Annotated in this window: 16 protein-coding genes and 1 pseudogene; 6 read left to right on the forward strand and 11 right to left on the reverse strand. The window is 63.2% G+C overall.

The window, feature by feature from the left end:
- Positions 1–74: 74 nt before the first annotated feature.
- The gene (locus BDK88_RS15755) at positions 75–1,235 is read right to left on the reverse strand and encodes a tubulin/FtsZ family protein (RefSeq protein ID WP_130501272.1); all 1,161 of its coding nucleotides are present in this window, start codon (positions 1,233–1,235) and stop codon (positions 75–77) included.
- Positions 1,236–1,516: 281 nt separating this feature from the next.
- Between BDK88_RS15755 and BDK88_RS15760 the strand changes: the two genes are divergently transcribed.
- Positions 1,517–2,914: a cryptochrome/photolyase family protein gene (locus BDK88_RS15760; protein ID WP_130501273.1), complete on the forward strand. Its 1,398-nt coding sequence runs from the start codon at positions 1,517–1,519 to the stop codon at positions 2,912–2,914.
- Between the two features lie 132 nt (positions 2,915–3,046).
- Positions 3,047–3,355, forward strand: coding sequence for a HalOD1 output domain-containing protein (locus BDK88_RS15765; protein ID WP_130501274.1), 309 nt, complete (start codon positions 3,047–3,049; stop codon positions 3,353–3,355).
- A 9-nt stretch (positions 3,356–3,364) separates the two neighbouring features.
- On the opposite strand, the gene BDK88_RS15770 is transcribed toward BDK88_RS15765, so the two are convergent.
- From BDK88_RS15770 to trmB, 8 genes and pseudogenes are all read right to left on the reverse strand, one after another.
- On the reverse strand, positions 3,365–4,333 hold the full coding sequence (locus BDK88_RS15770) for a sugar phosphate isomerase/epimerase family protein (RefSeq protein ID WP_130501275.1): 969 nt from the start codon (positions 4,331–4,333) through the stop codon (positions 3,365–3,367).
- Positions 4,334–4,446: 113 nt separating this feature from the next.
- Positions 4,447–4,692, reverse strand: coding sequence for a DUF7127 family protein (locus tag BDK88_RS15775; protein ID WP_130501276.1), 246 nt, complete (start codon positions 4,690–4,692; stop codon positions 4,447–4,449).
- A gap of 126 nt (positions 4,693–4,818) precedes the next feature.
- Positions 4,819–5,886 carry a Gfo/Idh/MocA family protein gene (locus tag BDK88_RS15780; RefSeq protein WP_130501277.1) on the reverse strand — a complete coding sequence of 356 codons (1,068 nt, stop codon included), beginning with the start codon at positions 5,884–5,886 and terminating at the stop codon, positions 4,819–4,821.
- Positions 5,887–6,150: 264 nt separating this feature from the next.
- Positions 6,151–7,335 carry an ABC transporter ATP-binding protein gene (locus BDK88_RS15785; protein ID WP_130501278.1) on the reverse strand — a complete coding sequence of 395 codons (1,185 nt, stop codon included), beginning with the start codon at positions 7,333–7,335 and terminating at the stop codon, positions 6,151–6,153.
- 4 nt (positions 7,336–7,339) lie between these two features.
- Complete coding sequence (locus BDK88_RS15790; protein ID WP_130501279.1) at positions 7,340–8,398, reverse strand: carbohydrate ABC transporter permease; 1,059 nt, start codon at positions 8,396–8,398, stop codon at positions 7,340–7,342.
- Complete coding sequence (locus BDK88_RS15795) at positions 8,398–9,477, reverse strand: carbohydrate ABC transporter permease (RefSeq protein ID WP_242611683.1); 1,080 nt, start codon at positions 9,475–9,477, stop codon at positions 8,398–8,400. The genes BDK88_RS15790 and BDK88_RS15795 overlap by 1 nt, the downstream gene beginning before the upstream one ends.
- Positions 9,478–10,936, reverse strand: a pseudogene (locus tag BDK88_RS15800) (extracellular solute-binding protein).
- A 422-nt stretch (positions 10,937–11,358) separates the two neighbouring features.
- Entirely contained in the window at positions 11,359–12,426 is a 1,068-nt protein-coding gene (gene trmB / locus BDK88_RS15805; protein ID WP_130501280.1) for an HTH-type sugar sensing transcriptional regulator TrmB, read from the reverse strand.
- A gap of 139 nt (positions 12,427–12,565) precedes the next feature.
- Between trmB and BDK88_RS15810 the strand changes: the two genes are divergently transcribed.
- Both BDK88_RS15810 and BDK88_RS15815 read left to right on the forward strand, forming a co-directional pair.
- Positions 12,566–13,570: a mechanosensitive ion channel family protein gene (locus BDK88_RS15810; RefSeq protein ID WP_130501281.1), complete on the forward strand. Its 1,005-nt coding sequence runs from the start codon at positions 12,566–12,568 to the stop codon at positions 13,568–13,570.
- 110 nt (positions 13,571–13,680) lie between these two features.
- Entirely contained in the window at positions 13,681–14,124 is a 444-nt protein-coding gene (locus tag BDK88_RS15815) for a universal stress protein (RefSeq protein WP_130501282.1), read from the forward strand.
- Between the two features lie 24 nt (positions 14,125–14,148).
- On the opposite strand, the gene BDK88_RS15820 is transcribed toward BDK88_RS15815, so the two are convergent.
- On the reverse strand, positions 14,149–14,559 hold the full coding sequence (locus BDK88_RS15820) for a universal stress protein (protein ID WP_008014462.1): 411 nt from the start codon (positions 14,557–14,559) through the stop codon (positions 14,149–14,151).
- 183 nt (positions 14,560–14,742) lie between these two features.
- Here BDK88_RS15820 and BDK88_RS15825 point away from each other — a divergent pair, with 183 nt between their 5' ends.
- A complete protein-coding gene (locus BDK88_RS15825) occupies positions 14,743–14,982 on the forward strand; it encodes a DUF5816 domain-containing protein (protein ID WP_092933727.1) in 240 nt (79 codons plus the stop codon).
- A 234-nt stretch (positions 14,983–15,216) separates the two neighbouring features.
- A complete protein-coding gene (locus tag BDK88_RS15830; protein WP_130501389.1) occupies positions 15,217–15,525 on the forward strand; it encodes a DUF7116 family protein in 309 nt (102 codons plus the stop codon).
- Between the two features lie 27 nt (positions 15,526–15,552).
- Here the strand turns inward: BDK88_RS15830 and BDK88_RS15835 are convergent, their stop codons facing one another.
- On the reverse strand, positions 15,553–16,764 hold the full coding sequence (locus BDK88_RS15835; RefSeq protein WP_130501283.1) for a pyridoxal-phosphate-dependent aminotransferase family protein: 1,212 nt from the start codon (positions 16,762–16,764) through the stop codon (positions 15,553–15,555).
- Positions 16,765–16,909 lie beyond the last annotated feature (145 nt).

Raw genomic sequence — 16,909 nt, forward strand, 5'->3', positions numbered from 1 at the left:
TTCGACCCTGTGGACGAAATTGCCGGCTTCGAGAGGACGGCTCGCTCGAGGACGAGACGGATCGCACGTCTCGATTAAAACAGCGCGTCGAGTTCGCCGCCAGTGTCCATCAGCGACGCGAACTCCTCGTCGGCGCTGGCTTGGACGTCCGCGGTCGTCTCCTGTGTCTCGATCGCGACCTGCTGGAGCTGGTCGATTCGCGGGACGTCGGTCACACCCGACAGCAGGACGATCGCGCCGACCTCGTCGCGCTCGGGAATCGGGTAGTCGCCGCCGCGGATCTCCATGCTGCCGGTCTCGTCCTCGAGCCACTGGCGGCCGCGCTCGACGCCCTTCCGGTTGAGGTACGCTGGCGGCCCGCTGGCGACGACGAGGCCACGGTCGGCACTGGCAACGTCACAGGGCAGCGTCAGCCGACCGAGGGTTGCCTTGCGGACGAGACTGGTCAGCCGGTTGGTTGCCGCTCCGTCGTCCAACGTCTCGCTACCGCCGGTCAGCGAGGAGAGGAGTCCGTCGTTCGTCTCGACGGTCTCGCTCGCGTAGCCGATGGTCGAGACGCCGTTCGAGAGCGTGTTGATGATCTCCGAGGAGTCGACGACGCTCTCGGCGACGTGGTCGCCCTGCTGAACTTCGCCAGCAGCAAAGAGGAGGCCGAATCGCTCGACGATTTCGCGGTTGATGCGGTCGTAGCCGCTGCCGACGGATTCGCCGGCGCTGCGCCAGGCGTCGTTGTCGAAGACCAGGAGGTTGTCGACCTCGTCGACGAACGTCCGGAATGACCGGGCGGCGTTGAGCGTGTAGATGCTGCCCTCGTCCGTCCCGGGAAGGAGACCCAGCCCGTAGACCGGCTGGGTGTAGATCCGTTTCAACTGTCTCGCGAGAACCGGCGCGCCGCCGCTCCCGGTGCCACCGCCCATGCCGGCGACGACGAGGAACGCGTCGATCTCGTGGATCGGGATTCGATCGATCGCGGCCTGAATCTCGTCGCTGTCCGCTTTGGCGATCTCTGCACCGAGTTCGTTGTCCGCGCCGACGCCGTGGCCCTTAACGCGAGCCTGGCCGATGAGAACGCGGTTTTCCATCGGGACGTGCTCGAGCCCCTTGAGATCTGTCGTCGCGGAGTTAACCGCGATCGCCGATTCGACGAAGCCGCCACCGATCCGAGCATCGAACGCCAGGAACTCGTCGACGACCTTCCCGCCTGCCTGACCGAAGCCGATGAGTGCGAGTTTCATAGCTGTCTCTCGTGGCCGTCCCCGTGGGTGGCCGCGACCGATCGGCGAGGATCGGTGCGCCCCGATTACATGAGGACTGGTTCCACACCACACTTACCCGGAGACACTGACATTGTTATGGACAACATACAAACGAATAGAAAACTCTCTTTACTCCGTTAATGTCTCCAAACCACTAGTTTCACCAGTGAAAGACTATCCGTCATGCCATGCGAGCGCGGCCGTCGCTCACGGATCGCCGGTAACACGATATTTTCCCGCCTCGAGTCGTCAAGTCGAGTGTGATCGTACACTGGCACCGCCGGGATCTCCGCCCGAACGACAATCGCGGGCTCGCACGTGCCGCTGGTGATGGGCCGGTCGTCCCGCTGTTCGTCCTCGATCCGACCATCCTCGAGTACGCCTCACCGATCCGGGTCGCGTGTTTGCTCGAGGCCCTCGACGACCTGCGGGCGTGGTACCGCGAGCGCGGGAGCAACCTGCTCGTCGTCCGCGGCGAGGCGAGTGCGGTCGTCCCCGAGGTCGCAGCCGAATACGACGCGACGCGCGTCGTCTGGAACGAGGACTACAGCGGGCTCGCAGCGGAGCGCGATCGAGCAGTTCGGGCAGCGCTCGAGGACGACGGCGTCGCCTGTGAGTCAGTCCACGACGCGATCCACCACGAACCGGGGTCGATCACGCCGAATCAGGGTAAGCATTACTCGGTGTTTTCGTACTTCTGGAAGAAGTGGCGCGACCGCGAGAAACGGGACCCAGCCGACGAGCCCGACACGGACGACCTCGCGGACGTCTCGGACGACCCGATTCCGTCGCTTGCGGATCTGGGTTTCGACGAGCCGGCGGCGACACCACCGACGGTGACGACGGCCGCGGCTCGAGAGCGCGTCGCGGCGTTCTGTGCGGGGCCGATCTACGACTACGCAGCGCGACGCGATTACCCCGCCGAGAGCGGGACCTCGCGGCTCTCCCCACATCTCAAGTGGGGGACGATCGGCCCGCGGGAACTGTACGCCGCAACGGAGCGAGCCGCCGAGCGCGCGCCGACGGACGACGACCGCGAGAACGTCCGTGCGTTCCAACGCCAACTCGCCTGGCGGGAGTTTTACGCGCACGTGCTCGAGTTCAACCCCGAGACCGTCACCGAGAACTTCAGCGGCTACGAGAACGAGATCGAGTGGCAGAACGACCCGGCCGAACTCGAGGCCTGGAAAGCCGGCGAGACGGGGTATCCGATCGTCGACGCGGGGATGCGCCAGCTTCGTGCGGAAGGGTGGATGCACAACCGCGTGCGGATGCTCGTCGCCTCGTTTCTGACCAAGGACCTGCTGACCGACTGGCGGGCGGGCTACGACTGGTTCCGGGCGAAACTCGCGGATCACGACACCGCAAACGACGTCGGCGGCTGGCAGTGGGCGGGCTCGACCGGCACTGACGCCCAGCCGTACTTCCGGGTGTTCAATCCGATGAAACAGGGCCGCGAGTACGATCCCGACGGCGAGTACATCCGCGAGTACGTCCCCGAACTTGCCGATGCAACTGCCGCGGAGATCCACAGCTGGCATGAGTTAGCGCCGGCTGAACGAGAGCAGATTGCTCCCGAGTATCCAGCGCCGATCGTCGACCACGCCGACCGCCGGGAACAAGCGATCGGCCTGTTCGAACGGGCACGTGGTGAGTAATCGCCACAACGGCGATCTGACATCGACACTCGATTGGCTCCGCCCCAAAACACGAGCAGAAACGTTACTATCATCCACTCAACCACTGAATTAGCCAATATACTTATCAATATGTATCTCTACGGTGCTAGTATGTCCATGCCGGATGAAACGTCGGTGCCCGATGGGGGGAGATCGCCATCACAGGCGATCATCGCGGCCATCGCTTCCGAAGAGGGCATCGACGTGACTGATGTCGAGCCCCCGGAATACGACCCGCTGTTTACGGTCGTCAATCCGGAGGCACTCGACGATCTGTTCACCACCACCGGCGGTGGTGCCAGCAACGTGGTGGTCCACCTCGAGTACGAGGGCTACGAGATCGCCGTCCGTCCCGGGTGCGATGTCGAGGTCCGTGACCGCTCGTCGAGTGACTCGACCGGCCAGCCGATCGAGGAGTAGTCTCGCCGCTTACTCGGTCCAGTACGCTTCGCCGGGCTGAGTCTCGAAGCGCGCGCGCTGCAGTAGATCGATCGCTTTCTCGAGGCCCTCCCGGGAGCTGGTCAGGGAGTCCTCGTGTTCGATGCTCAACGCACCGTCATAGCCGACCATCCGCAGCGTGGAAACGATATCCTTCCAGTGGGCTTCGCCGTGGCCGTAGCCTACCGAGCGGAACAGCCACGATCGGTTGGGCTCGTCGTCGTACGGCGTCGTATCGAGTACGCCTTTCTCGCGGGCCTGTGCGTCGTAGATTTGGGTATCCTTTGCGTGGACGTGGTGGATCGCGTCGCGCTCGCCCAGATACCGGATCGCGTCGGTGATCGTGATCCCCTGCCAGTAGAGATGCGAGGGGTCGAAGTTTGCGCCGATTCGCTCGCCAGTTGCCTCGCGCAGCCGTGCCAGCCCGTGTGGCTCGTAGATCAACATATTCGGGTGCATCTCGATCGCGATGTCGACCTCGTGGTCGGCAGCGTACGCTGCGAGTTCACCCCAGTACTCGATTGCCTGTTCCCACTGGTACTCGAGTGCCTCGGCGTGTTGTGGCGGCCAGGGTGCGGTGATCCAGTTGGGCGTCTCGTCGCTCGGACTGCCCGCTGGCAGCCCCGAGAAGCAGGTGACTGCGTCGACCTCGAGCTGGGCGGCCAGCCGGATCGCTTCGCGGAGCTCGGTGTCGGCCTGTGTGGCGCGCTCATCGTCGGGGTGCAAGGGATTGTTATGCGTCGCAAGCGCGCTAATGTGCATGTCGTACTCCGCGAGTAGGTCGGCGAGTTCGGCCTGTGCGCGCTCGTCGTCGAGGTACGCCGAACGGGTGAGATGAGCTTGCCCCGGGTGACCGCCGACACCGGGCTCGATCGCGCCGACGCCGAGGTTGTCGAGATACGGCAGCGCTTCCTCGAGCGATTCGTCGGCCAGCGGCGGAGTGTGAACGCCGATCTCCATGGGGGCAGCGACCACACCTGGCGAGATAAAACGACGGCTGGCAGGCACTCGGGAGCGGCAGTAGGCGGTGACCGTCGACGCCACTTCCGGGAACTGACGGACGGTGATCTGGATCAGCCGCTGATCGTCAGAATCCCGTCGTTGACGGTCACATCGCTGGCATCCTCCGGGACATCGAACTCGAACTGCTCGTCGCCGACGACGACGATCGCCGTGTCATCGACGATGTCGACCGTCGGCGTCTCGCCGCCGGGGCCAAAATCGACGGCAATGATGCTCTCGTCTTCATATTCGCGGTTGGTGATCGTGATATCTGTCGTCTCGCCGGCTGCAGCTTCCAGTTCGGGTGGTGTTTCCATACCGTACGTTGGTGGCTCAGTATTGTAAACGTCGTGCCCGATATTGCTCGTCAGCCGCTCTCTGGTGTCGAGGTACTACCGTGACCAGAACGGCTGCTGTAACCCGTACCGCCTCATTCGGCGGTCTCAGTTCTCGAGCGAGACTGTCTCGCCTTTGTCGCTCGAGTCGTAGATTCCGTCGATGACTCGCTGGACTGCGAGTGCCTCCTCGACGGTGTTTTGGCGCGTTCCGTCGTTGATGATCCGGTCGAAAAAGGCCACCTGTTCGTCCGAGTGAGTGTCGTTCTGGCGTGTCTCGATCGACGTGTCCTCGAGGTGGTCGGGACCGACGCTGCTCGCCGAGTAGAGAGAGAGGTCGCCTTCGAGGAGATCGAACCGGGCAGCGGCGTCGGTGCCGCGAGTAATGAACTCGTGGGTCGCCGGCCGGTTGGTCGCCCACGCGACCTCGAGTGAGATCGTTCTGTTGCCCGCACACCGGATGAAGGCGCTGGCGGAGTCGTCGACGTCGAAGCCGTCGGGACCCGCATCGTCGGCCCACATGTCGAGGTAGGCATACTCCTCGCGAGAGCCGAACTCGCTGCGAGCAACGCCGCTGACCTCCTCGACCTCGGGGTATCCGAGCAGATACAACGCCAGATCGATGGCGTGGACACCCAGATCGATGAGTGCGCCACCGCCAGCGATCTGTCGGTGGGTGAACCACGTCCCCCGTCCCGGGATCCCGCGTCGACGGACGTAGTTGGCCTCGACGTGCGACACGTCGCCGAGTTCACCCCGGTTGATACGGTTTTTCACGATCTGAACCGCGTTCGCAAATCGGTTGTTAAACCCCACCATCGCGTAGCCGTCCGAGCCCGCTGCTGCCTCGGCGATCCGCTGTGCGCTCTCGAGGGAGTGAGCCAGTGGCTTCTCGAGTAACACGTGAATATCGCGCTCAAAGGCGTCGATCGCGTACTCTTCGTGGTACTTGTTCGGTGTCGTGATGATGACGGCGTCGACGGTATCGTACAAGTCGTGGTGATCGTCGTAGACGTCGACGTCGTACCGACGGGCAAAGCGCGTTCGCGCCTCGGTGGCGACGTCCATGCCACCGGCGAGTGTCACGCCGTGCTCGACGAGCCGTTCTGCGTGGTACTGGCCGATGTTGCCGAGCCCGACGATCCCGGCTTCGATATCGGATCGATCTCGTATCATTTCGAACGTAGTCTGCTGTCGGCGGTCGGTTCGTTTCAGCCTGATACACCGCTTCCCGCTATATCAAATCATTCGGCTCGAGTGACTTCTCTCCATCGCCAACTGGGGGCGTGGATCGAAGATCGCTTTCTCCGGCCGACACCGGAGACCGTTTCTATCGTCAGCGGAACTGACTTGTCTCTCGATCGCACACGATCGATCGTCGCCAGCGATGAGAGAGGCCGTGTGATGCACTCGAGGACGGTCGAGCCACGAGAGCACTAGCTATTCGGCTTCCGTCGGTGCTGTGCCTGACTCTGGGCCCTCGAGGCCGGTGATACCGTGGACTAGCGCCTCACCGGTGGCTGCATCGAAGAGGTGGATCTTCGAGCGGTCTAACACGACGTTGACGTCCTGATCCGCTTCGATTTCCGTGTCGGGGGTGACGCTCATTAGCAACTGGTTCGGCGACGTGGCGGGGTCTTCCTCCATCGATCCTGCCGCGCCCTCGGCCAGCAGCAGGTAGACGAACACCTCGTCGCCCATGGGCTCGAGCACGTCGGTCTTGGCGTCGATCGGCTCGGTCGGTGCGGCAAGCGAGTCCGCATACGCCGTCAGATGAACGTCTTCCGGCCGGACCCCCATCGTGACGGCGTCACCGACCGCGACCTTTGGCAGCCGCGCGGCATCCAGTTCGACGGTGAAGTTGGCCGTCTCGAGGCTGCCGTCGACGAGTTCGCCCTCGATGAAGTTCATCGAGGGTGACCCGATGAAGCCGGCGACGAACCGATTTGCGGGCTCGTTGTAGCAGGTCAGCGGCGGTGCGAGTTGCTGGAGTCGCCCCTCGTTGAGAACGGCGATCCGGTCGGACATCGTCATCGCCTCGGCCTGATCGTGGGTGACGTAGATGATCGTCGTCTCGAGTTCCCGGTGGAGCCGCTGGAGTTCAGTCCGCATGTGGACGCGCAGCTTTGCGTCTAAGTTCGCCAGCGGCTCGTCCATCAGGAAGACGTCCGGGTTGCGCACGATCGCGCGGGCGATCGCCACCCGCTGGCGCTGGCCACCGGACAGTTCGTCGGGCATGCGATCTAACATCCCCTCGAGTTGGACGATGTCGGCGGCCTGCTCGACGCGACGGTGGACCTCCTCGTCGTCGTACGTCCGAAGTCGCAGCCCAAAGGAGATGTTCTCGAAGACGTCCATGTGCGGGAACAGCGCGATGTTCTGGAAGACCATCGCGACACCCCGATCCTTGGGTGCAAGGTTCGTGACGTCGTCGTCGCCGATGTACACCTGCCCCTCGGTCGGCTGTGTGAGTCCAGCGACAGTCTCCATCGTCGTCGATTTCCCACAGCCTGACGGGCCGACGAAGGTGACGAACTCGCCGTCTTCGATCTCCATACTGACGTCGTCGACCGCGGTGACGTCGTCGTAGCGTTTCGTGATGTGTTCGAGTCGTACTCGTGCCATTGGGTTACTCCTTGAGTGCGCCCGCGGTGAGTCCGCTGACGATCTTTTCCTGTGCGATGACCACGAGAATCGCGACGGGGATCACCCCGAGGATGCTCGCAGCGGCCATGAGGTTGTACAACACCTGATACTGTCCCTGATAGGCGAGGATGCCGTCGAGGATCGGTGCCCAGTTTTCGGGCTGGCCGTCGGTCATCAGGAACGAGAAGAAGAACTCGTTGTAGACGGCGATGAAGGTCAACACGCCGGCAGTTGCGACGCCGGGTGCCGACAGCGGGATGATGACCCGAAAGAGCGCGCCGAGTCGGGTCGTCCCCTCGACGCGTGCTGCGTCCTCTAACCCGTCCGGGATCTGCGAGTAGAACGTCGTGAGGATAAAGATCGCCAGCGGCATGAAGATCGCCGACAGCGGCGTCACCAGCGCGAAGGGCGTGTTGTAGAGTGTCCCGTCGCCGGTGATCGGCCTGAGAATGGCAAACGAGGTGTTAAAAAGGTCGTTCAGCGGGATGAAGAAGGCCGCTGGCGGGAAAAACGAGATGACCAACACCAGCAACATGAGTGGCGTTCGACCGGGGAACTCGAGGCGGCCGAAGGCATACCCCGCGAGGCTGGCGATGACGAGGACGACGACCGTCGACGCCAGCGCGATCACGAAGCTATTGAACATGTAGATGTGGAAGGGGATGACCTGAAAGACTTCGACGAACGCGCCGGGATTGAAGCCGTTTGGCGTGAAGACGATGTCCTGAAGCTGTCCCTCCGGCGTCAGCGCGACCATGAGCAGCCAGTAGAAGGGAAACAGCGTGGTAAACAGGAAGAAGATCGCCGCGACGTAGAACATCGCCCGGTAGACCCGCTCGGGGTGTGAGATCGAGTCGGACACCCACTGCTGGAACGGGCCGCGGTCAAGCTCCGCGTCGCGGTCGTTCTCGAGGACCGCCCCGCCGTCGGGGCGGTGGAGCGTGGGATCACGCGGCTGGCCATCGCTGTCATCGTTGCTGGTGGTGGTGTCGCTCGAGTCGGTGTCGGTCGTCGGACCGGTGGAATCGGTTGGGTCAGTCATCAGTACATCCCTCCTTCGGTGTCGCGGAAGAGCAGTACGTACACGCCGATGATCAGGCCGATGACCAGCGCCGTCGAGAAGGCCACGGCGGCGGCCGTCGCGTAGATGCGCGTGCCGCCGAACATCGCCTCGACGACGAGACAGCTCAGCGACGGCACGGTCGTACAGCCGGCGGTCGACTCGATCAGGCCGTACACCCGCATCGCGTCCATCGTTCGGAACAACATTGCGACCAGCAGGGCCGGCATCACGAGCGGGAGCGTGATCAGTTTGAACCGCTGCCACGGCGAGGCTCCGGCGACGCGGGCGACATCGTACAGACTCCGGTCGACGCTCTGGAGCCCGGCGAGGATCAGCAGGGCCATGAACGCCGACGACTTCCAGATGTCGGCCACGAGGATAATGATGAACGCGTCCTGGCTGTTTGCCAGCGGCGTCCCGCTGAAGACCCCGAGACTCTGCATGAGATCGGAGCCGAATCCGACCGTCGGCTGGAACAGCAGGAAGAAGATCATCCCCTGAATGACGATCGGCACCGCCCACGGGAGGATGATCGCCACGCGAACCCAGCGCCGCCCCGTAAACTCCTGATCAAGCACGTAGGCCTGCCCGAACCCAATCACCGTCTCGACGACGACGCTGATGACCGCAAAGGCGAGCGTGACGAACAGCGCCTGTTGGAAGAGCGGCGTGCCAAGTTCGATAAATGGGAACGACGATGTCAACCCCACGTCAAGGAACTGTCTGGCAAGTCGCGCGTTCCCGGCGAGAATGTCGATGTAGTTCTCGAGGCCGACGAAGCCACCGAGCGGGTCCAACCCTCGCGTCTGGTTAGCGCGCAACGACATGACGAACGTCCGGATCATCGGATAGAACGCGATCAGCGTCAGCAACGCGAAGGCCGGCAGCAACAGCAGGTACGCGTAGGCCGCTTCGCTCAGGTTCTCCATCCAGTTGACGGCAGCGTTCCCGGTCCGCTCGTGTTCGTGGCTCGTTCCCCTCTCGCCGCCGGTTAGCGTTCCGCCGTCGGGCACGGGTTCGGTGTCGGTCCCCGTCCCGTCGTCGGTTTCAGTTGCCATTCATGACACCTCCGCTTCGCTCTGCTCGAGTTCGTTCGCGAGGTCGTTCATCGCCGCCTCGGGCGCTTGCGCGCCGCGGTAGGCCGCGTTGACCGCCTGATAGATCAGTGCGGACTGTTCCGGCCAGAGGTCGGTTGCCGGTCGTGGAATCGCGTTCTCGCTGGCCGATTTGACCACGTCGGCGTAGCGAGCGACGGGACCGACGTCGCTCGCATCGGCTTCCGCGACCAGGTCGAGGTTCGGCGGCAGAAATCCGCCAAGTCGGAAGACGCTGAGCATGACCTCCCTGTTGGCGAAGGCCTCGAGTACCTGCAGCGCCTCCTCCTCACGGTTCGAAAACGGGCTGACCGCGAGGTTCCAGCCGCCAAGTGCCGCAGCGGTCCCACCGACGTCCGAATACTGGGCCTCCTGTTGGGAGACCGCGTACGGCCTCGTCATTACGCCGAGATTCTCACCGAAGGCGTCCTCCGTACCTGTCTCCGCGATCGCGTACGACCAGTTGCGGTTCGAGACTGCTTCGCCGCCGGCAAACGGGTTGAGCGACTGCTGTTCCGTCCACTGAACGATCGCCGACGGGCAGATCTGGGGGTACCCATCGAGGGTGTTCTCCTCTTCGCCCTCGATGAACGAGCGCATCATCCGGATCGCGTCGATGACCTGCTGATCGTCGACTGGTGATCGGTCGATCACCGGCGGTAAACAGGTTGTCAACCCCGCCGTAGTACGCCCCGCCCCACGACGTCATCACCTCGTTGAACGTACAACAGGACAGCCCCTCGTAGGCGGCCGCCTGCGTCGTGTAGCCGTAGTCGAGGCCGGCCTGATCTCTCGCGTCACGAACCGCGGCCGAAAACTCCTCCCAGCGCGGTGGGTCCGTCGCCCAGCCGCCGGTATCGTAGCCAGCGTCCTCGATGAGATCCTGCCGATACAAGGTAAAGCCGAGGTCCGGAAACAGCGGTAAGGCATGGAGATCGCCGCCTTGGGGCGCGCGCGCCGTCTCGAGGCTCGCCTCGAGATAGTTGTCGTTGACGTACTGTAACGTCTCATCCGGGAGTTGTTCGGTCAGGTTGACCGTCTGATTCCGAAGGATGAACGGAACCGTCCAGCCACTGTCCATCATGTGGATGTCGGGTGGGGCACGGCCCGCCTCGAGTGCCGACTGGGTGGTCTGCATCCGTGCTGCGGAATCGCTGACGACGGTCTGGATCTCGACGCGGATGTCTTCGTCGAGACCGGCGTCCCAGAGAGCCTGCTGGATCGACGGCTGATCGCCGTCGCTGTGCATGATCCCCGCGACGTCCGAGGCGGCGGTCATCACCACCGTTCCCGGCTGGCGACCACGCCCGAGACAACCGGTGACGGCCATGGCCCCGGCCGCGGTCGACACTGATGCAGCCTTCAGAAACGACCGTCGCTCGAGGCGCGACCGGTCGCGTCGACCGGCAGTATCGCGTCCCATGACCAGTAGAACGCCGACGGCCCCGAACTTAGTTGTTAGTTATAAATACTGTACTAAACTGTGACTTTCGAGTCGTCGTGTTGGTTACACCGGTTCGGCCAACGTATGCGGCGGTGTTGGACGGGTACGTTCCCGTTCGATGGCGATATCGCCCCTTTCAATCACTGATTGTCGCTTGATGGTCGGCAGATGCCTGCAGACGACGGATATATCATTGGACCAAACAAGAACGGACCCGTCTCGGACACCAGTCTGTGCCCGCTCGAGTACGGTCTGCGACCAGTCGACGGTGGCCCGGTCCATGTCATCGGGACGGGGCCGTCGTTCGTTGTACTGTTATCATACTGGCCATTGTCAGTCAGCGCCGGCGCACCCACGACCCGTCATGCGGGTGCGCCGGGACATCGGTACAGCAGACCGTCTCAGGCGTCCTCGATCGCCGGGGGTTCGTCGCGGCCGATATGGATCTCGTGGGCCTCGACGTCCTCGAGGGCGGCGACGCGGCCGCCGACGGTGACTTCCTCGCCCTCCTCAGTCTCGATCGTGAGGCTGGCGACTTCCTCGCTGACCTCGAATGAGATATCGCGAACCTGCCCGCGGACGATCCGCTGGCCACCGATTTCGACGTCGCGGCCGTCGATAGTCGCGTAGAACTCGCCGCCTTCATCGAGCAGATCCTTCACACATCGGCGAATCGAGGCGTACGTTCGGGGGTACGACCGTGCAGTGTCGTCCTCGCCGAGCGTTCGATCGGCAGTTGTCCAGAGAACGGTTCCGAAGAACCCGGAGATGAGAAAGCCGAGTGCCGACCGGTTGAAGATGACGCCGTAGCGGTCCTGATCGTCACGCAGGGCATCCTGGGTTGCGTACATCGAGTAGTTGCCGTCGGCGACAGCGACCACCGGCGTCGTGATCCCGCGACGAGCACGAGCGGTCGATGCAACCGCACCGTAGTCGAACGCGTCCGGATCGGGTGCCTCGCTGGCTGGCGTCACGATCAGGTCGACGCTCACGCCGGCGTCGACCGCATCACGGAGATCAGCCTCGAATCTGGTCAGCAGGTCCGGTGTCAGCGACAGTGCGAGTTCGAACTCCGCGCTGTCGATGACCTCCTCTAAGTAGCGCAGGATCGTCGACCGCGATTTGACCAGCGAGACGGCCTCCGTGTCTCTGGCCGGTGCGGTATAGCGGGCCTCGAGGTCGGCGATCATCTGCTCGAAGGACGTCTGGACGTCGTCGAATGCTTCCGCAGGGTCGATCGCGACGACTTTCATCGGGCGGGACTCGCGCAGTTCGACCAGCCCGCGGTCGCTCAGGCTGCGGACGGTGTCGTACACCCGGGGCTGGGGAATCTCCGTTCGGTCCGCGATCTCGCTTGCGGTGAGCTGGCCTTGCTCTAAGACGGTGAGATAGGCGTCGATCTCGTACTCGCCGAGATTAAACCGGTCGCCGACGCGTTCGACCGTCGAGCGAAGTTCGTCTGGTGCCATATCTCACGCTACGGGTCCAATGACTAAATGATTTATTATACATCGAGTAGCACGCATTTTCGAAATCGGGTTGTTTCGAGATCGGTCGCTCGGAAAGAGGGTCAGAACGCTTAACCACAGTGAGCCAGAGTGTGTTGGCATGCGCGGGGTCCTTCAGGCTAACGAGGGTACCGCCGAGAACTCGGTAGCCGAGGCGATCCAAGAGCTGCTCCCGCGAACGGTCCCCCTGGACGTTATCGAGGTCGTCCTCGCACTCGTCGTGCTCGCCGTCGGCTGGTACCTCTCGAAAGTCGTCGTTCGTCTCGCCGGCCGGACGGTCGCCCGCCGGATCGAACGACCGAGCGTCACACGATCGGTTCTCAGCGGCGTCAGAGTCGCTGCCCTGCTCTGGACCGTCACCATCGCTGCCAGCATCCTCGGCGTTGGCAATACGCAGATCCTCCTCTCGGTGACCGTCATTTCGGCCGTGATCGCGGTCGTCCTCGCTCCCGTGGTCGGCAGTCTGATCAACGGGTTCTACGTGTTGGCCGACCGCCCCTACGAGATCGGCGACATGATCGAAGTAACCGACGCCGGTCACCGTGGGTTCGTCGAGGACATCACGATCCGATACACCAAGATCTTCACCCTCCAGAATACCTTCATCGTCATTCCGAATTCCGACATTCACGCGCGTGACGTGATCAACTATTCCGCGGAAGACGAGCGCACGCGGGTCTCACTGACCCTCGAGATTACCTACGACAGTGATCTCGAGGCGGCGCGTCGGGCCGCCGAACGGGCTGCCCGGTCCGTCGATGACGTCATCGCCGGGGGACCAGACATCCGAATCGGCAGTGCCCGGTACGCTGCGGCACCCAAATGCAACATCAAAACGTACGGCGATCACGGGATCGTCCTCGAGCTCTTCTTCTGGATGGAACACCCCTACAAACAGCCGATCATCCGGTCGGCGGTCCAGGAGGCAATCGGCGACCGATTCGCGGAACTCGATGTCGAGTTCGCCTACCCGCGCCGTCACCACGTCTTCGACGAGACCAGCGGCGTCGCCCGGTTGGCTGTCGACGAGTCGGGCTTCGAGCGACCGACGACCGACTCGCCTGTCGAGCCAAGCGAGAGTCCCGCGGATCCAGCGGATCGGTGACGGTTTCGTCCACGAGATGACCTGCCTGAATCGGTCGAGATGCTCCCAGCGACTCGTAGCGTGGGTGTAATTTATACTGGGGCCGGCCCAATTCGGAACCTGACCGAGAGATGTACGACGATATTCTGATTCCCACGGACGGAAGCGACACGATTTCCGAGACACTCACCCACGGGCTTTCGATCGCCGCCGACAACGACGCGACGGTGCATGCGCTGTACGTCGTCGACAGCCGGATCACCGCCGCCGCCGACGACGAGACCAGCACGGACCTCGAGCGCTCGCTCCAGGCCGAAGGACAGGCGGCTGTCGCCGACGTCGAAGAGCGAGCAGCCGACGAGGGCCTCGAGACGGTCAGTGACGTCCAACACGGGACGCCGTCGAAAACGATCCTCGAGTACGCCGACGAACAGGAAATCGACCTGATCGTCATCGGGACGCGGGGGAAGAGTCCACGCGAGAAGGTCACGTCACTGGGCAGCGTTTCGGAGCGGGTCGTCGACAACGCTTCGATCCCGGTGTTCGTCGTTCGGAACGCGGGAGCCCACGAGTAATCCGAGCCCGTCTGCTGGCACCGCTTAGGCGCGTGCGCTTTCGACCGTGATGACCTCACAGTCGAGGTGGCGTCGCAGATACTGTTCGATGTCCGGATTGTCGGTAAATCGCTGGAAGATCCGTCGGAGCCGACTCGCCTGTTTGGAGCCGATCACGACGACGTCGGCACCCTCGGCGGCGACCTCGTCGAGGATACTTTCTTCGACGAGAAAGCCGGTCCGGACGACATATCGAGCCCGTTCGATCCGACCGAACGCCTTCTCGACGGCATTTTTCAGATCGACCCGCGTCACTTTCTTCCCGTTCTGGTAGAGGTTCACGTGCAGCACCGTCAGCGCTGCATCTCGCGACCGGGCGATCTCGATTGCCCGCTCGAGCGTTCGCCGCGAGTGCTTCGACAACGGGTACCGAACGGGAACGACGACCAGCGACATTAGCCAACCGGACGATTTCCGCGCGGGTAAACCTTTCAGTACGGACTGTCATCCTTGTGAACCTGTCACGGGTGGGTAGTTATGACACGACTGCGGACCGCGGTCGTGGGAGCTGTTCGCCGCGTGTCGGCCTACCTATGCCGGACAGACAGTCATTTATCGGAAGCGACGTTATCGCTGGGCATGCAAGCTTGGTCGACCGACGACGGTGATACCGTCTACATCTCGGAGACGGAGGGCGACAAGGGATCGAAAGGGCCGTTTCTCGTCGTCTATGAGTCCAGCGACGCCGAGCGCCGCTATGGCTGGTTCTGTACGAACTGCGAGTCCCTCGATACCGCGATGGACGCGATGGGCCGGATCAAGTGCAACCGGTGTGGGAACTTCCGCAAACCGACCGAGTGGGACGCCGCCCACGAGTAACGGTATGCCCGCCGCTCTCGTGGGTATCGGTCGTGCTGCCAGCGTTTCGTCGTGGCCTCGCTGTTGGCAGCCGACCGCTCCTTGTTACTAGTCGCAATTCCCATTCACATAATACAGATGATCGAAACTATTGCAGGTTGCTTCGAAGACGCGCAGTGATACGGCGAATCTTTGTCACGTACTAACATTTATGAGGGATGGTCTCATAGATGGTATCGAATGGGTCCTGTTAACATGCGACTCGTCGAGCAGGCCAGGTCGATCTTCGCAGAGTTGGGTTACACCGTCGAAGGCAACGGCCCCGAATTCCGCGCTGAACGTGCGTGGAAAGTCGTTCACGTAAACACCGTTCTCGAGACGGGAGAGCTTCCGTCCGCGTCGTCGGGACAGTTCCACTGTTTCGTCGCCGAACCGGGGGACGCCGACGACCTCGAGACACGGCTCGAACGGACGAATCCGAGCTACGAGTGGGCCATTATCGTCGTCGACGGAGAAGACTATCAGGTCGAACGAGCGCCCCCAGGACCCCGAGCATCGGCATAGAAACGGCAGAATACCGCAGTCGACTCCCTATTCTTTCAGCGCGCGTCGCGTCGCAGTCACGGCTTCGCCCGGCTCGACGTCCGCGCCCATCGACTCCAAGACGTCACCCAGCGCCGTCACGACGTAGATGACGTTCTCGGGACGTGCGGAGTAGCCCATACAGCCGATCCGGAAGATCTCGCCGGCGAGATCGCCCAAGCCGCCGGCGATCTCGAGATCGTACTGCTCGAGTAAGGCGTCACAGACCGCGCCGTCGTCGATGCCGTCGGGGACGCGGACGGCGTTCAGACTCGGGAGCCAGTACTCGTCGGGGGCGTTCATCTCGAGGCCCATCGCCTCGACGCCGGCTTTGAGCGCGCCGGCGAGCCGTTCGTGGCGTGCCCAGCGATTTTCGATCCCCTCCTCGGCGACGAGCCGCAGGGCCTCCCGGATCGCGTAGACGTTCGTGATCGGCGCGGTGTGATGATAGGAGCGCTCGTCGCCCCAGTAGCCCTCGAGCAAGGAGAGATCGAGATACCACGAGCGGGGATCTTCCTCGCGCGAGAGGACTTTCTCCATCGCCTCGTCCGAGAGCGTCAGCGGGCTCGCACCCGGCGGACAGGAGAGACACTTCTGTGGACCAGAGTAGGCCACGTCGATGTCCCACTCGTCGACGCGCAGTTCGACGCCGCCAAGCGACGTGACGGTGTCGGCGATCACGAGCGCGTCGTGGTCGTGGGCTGCGGCCGTCAGCTCGGAGACATCTGGCTGAAGCACGCCCGTACTCGTCTCGGCGTGGACGAACCCGAAGATATCGGGGTCGTGTTCGGCCAGTGCGTCCGCGACCACGTCAGGCTCGAGGGGTTCGCCCCACGGCGCATCGACTTCGACGACCTCGCCGCCGGCCCGCTGGGCCATCGTGGCCATCCGGCCGCCGAAGTAGCCGTTGGTCGGGACGAGCATCGTATCGCCGGGTTCGACGACGTTGCCGATCGCGGCCTCCATCGCGGCCGAGCCGGTCCCCGAAACCGGAATCGTCCACTGGTTGTCCGTCCGGAAGGTATAGCGCAACAGTTCCTGGACCTCGTTCATAATCTCGATGAAGGAGGGATCGAGGTGTCCCACGAGCGGCGTGCTCATTGCCCGCAGCACACGTGGATTGACGTCGCTCGGTCCGGGCCCCATCAGGGTGCGATCCGGTGGTGTGAGTTCGCCAACGGATGGCGCGCGAGTCGCCTCGGTCGACGGTTGCTGAGCCATGGGCGTGTGCTCGCCGGCCACTTGCAAAGACCTACCGACAGCGGCGAACGACAGCCGGCGTTTGGATACGCCGCTTGCAGACGCTTCGCGGAACCTGTGGTGGGTGTTGACATAGCTACGAGGCGCTTAAGATGACCCGCCACAT

Origin of the sequence: Natrinema hispanicum, assembly GCF_004217335.1 — an archaeon.
In the GTDB taxonomy this organism is placed as follows: Archaea; Halobacteriota; Halobacteria; order Halobacteriales; family Natrialbaceae; genus Natrinema; species Natrinema hispanicum.

Coding starts and splice junctions, on each gene's coding strand:
- BDK88_RS15755 (WP_130501272.1), bottom strand. CDS start 1,235: ATGAAACTCGCACTCATCGGCTTCGGTCAGGCAGGCGGGAAGGTCGTC.
- BDK88_RS15765 (WP_130501274.1), top strand. CDS start 3,047: ATGTCCATGCCGGATGAAACGTCGGTGCCCGATGGGGGGAGATCGCCA.
- BDK88_RS15770 (WP_130501275.1), bottom strand. CDS start 4,333: ATGGAGATCGGCGTTCACACTCCGCCGCTGGCCGACGAATCGCTCGAG.
- BDK88_RS15775 (WP_130501276.1), bottom strand. CDS start 4,692: ATGGAAACACCACCCGAACTGGAAGCTGCAGCCGGCGAGACGACAGAT.
- BDK88_RS15780 (WP_130501277.1), bottom strand. CDS start 5,886: ATGATACGAGATCGATCCGATATCGAAGCCGGGATCGTCGGGCTCGGC.
- BDK88_RS15785 (WP_130501278.1), bottom strand. CDS start 7,335: ATGGCACGAGTACGACTCGAACACATCACGAAACGCTACGACGACGTC.
- BDK88_RS15790 (WP_130501279.1), bottom strand. CDS start 8,398: ATGACTGACCCAACCGATTCCACCGGTCCGACGACCGACACCGACTCG.
- BDK88_RS15795 (WP_242611683.1), bottom strand. CDS start 9,477: ATGGCAACTGAAACCGACGACGGGACGGGGACCGACACCGAACCCGTG.
- trmB (WP_130501280.1), bottom strand. CDS start 12,426: ATGGCACCAGACGAACTTCGCTCGACGGTCGAACGCGTCGGCGACCGG.
- BDK88_RS15810 (WP_130501281.1), top strand. CDS start 12,566: ATGCGCGGGGTCCTTCAGGCTAACGAGGGTACCGCCGAGAACTCGGTA.
- BDK88_RS15815 (WP_130501282.1), top strand. CDS start 13,681: ATGTACGACGATATTCTGATTCCCACGGACGGAAGCGACACGATTTCC.
- BDK88_RS15820 (WP_008014462.1), bottom strand. CDS start 14,559: ATGTCGCTGGTCGTCGTTCCCGTTCGGTACCCGTTGTCGAAGCACTCG.
- BDK88_RS15825 (WP_092933727.1), top strand. CDS start 14,743: ATGCAAGCTTGGTCGACCGACGACGGTGATACCGTCTACATCTCGGAG.
- BDK88_RS15830 (WP_130501389.1), top strand. CDS start 15,217: ATGCGACTCGTCGAGCAGGCCAGGTCGATCTTCGCAGAGTTGGGTTAC.
- BDK88_RS15835 (WP_130501283.1), bottom strand. CDS start 16,764: ATGGCTCAGCAACCGTCGACCGAGGCGACTCGCGCGCCATCCGTTGGC.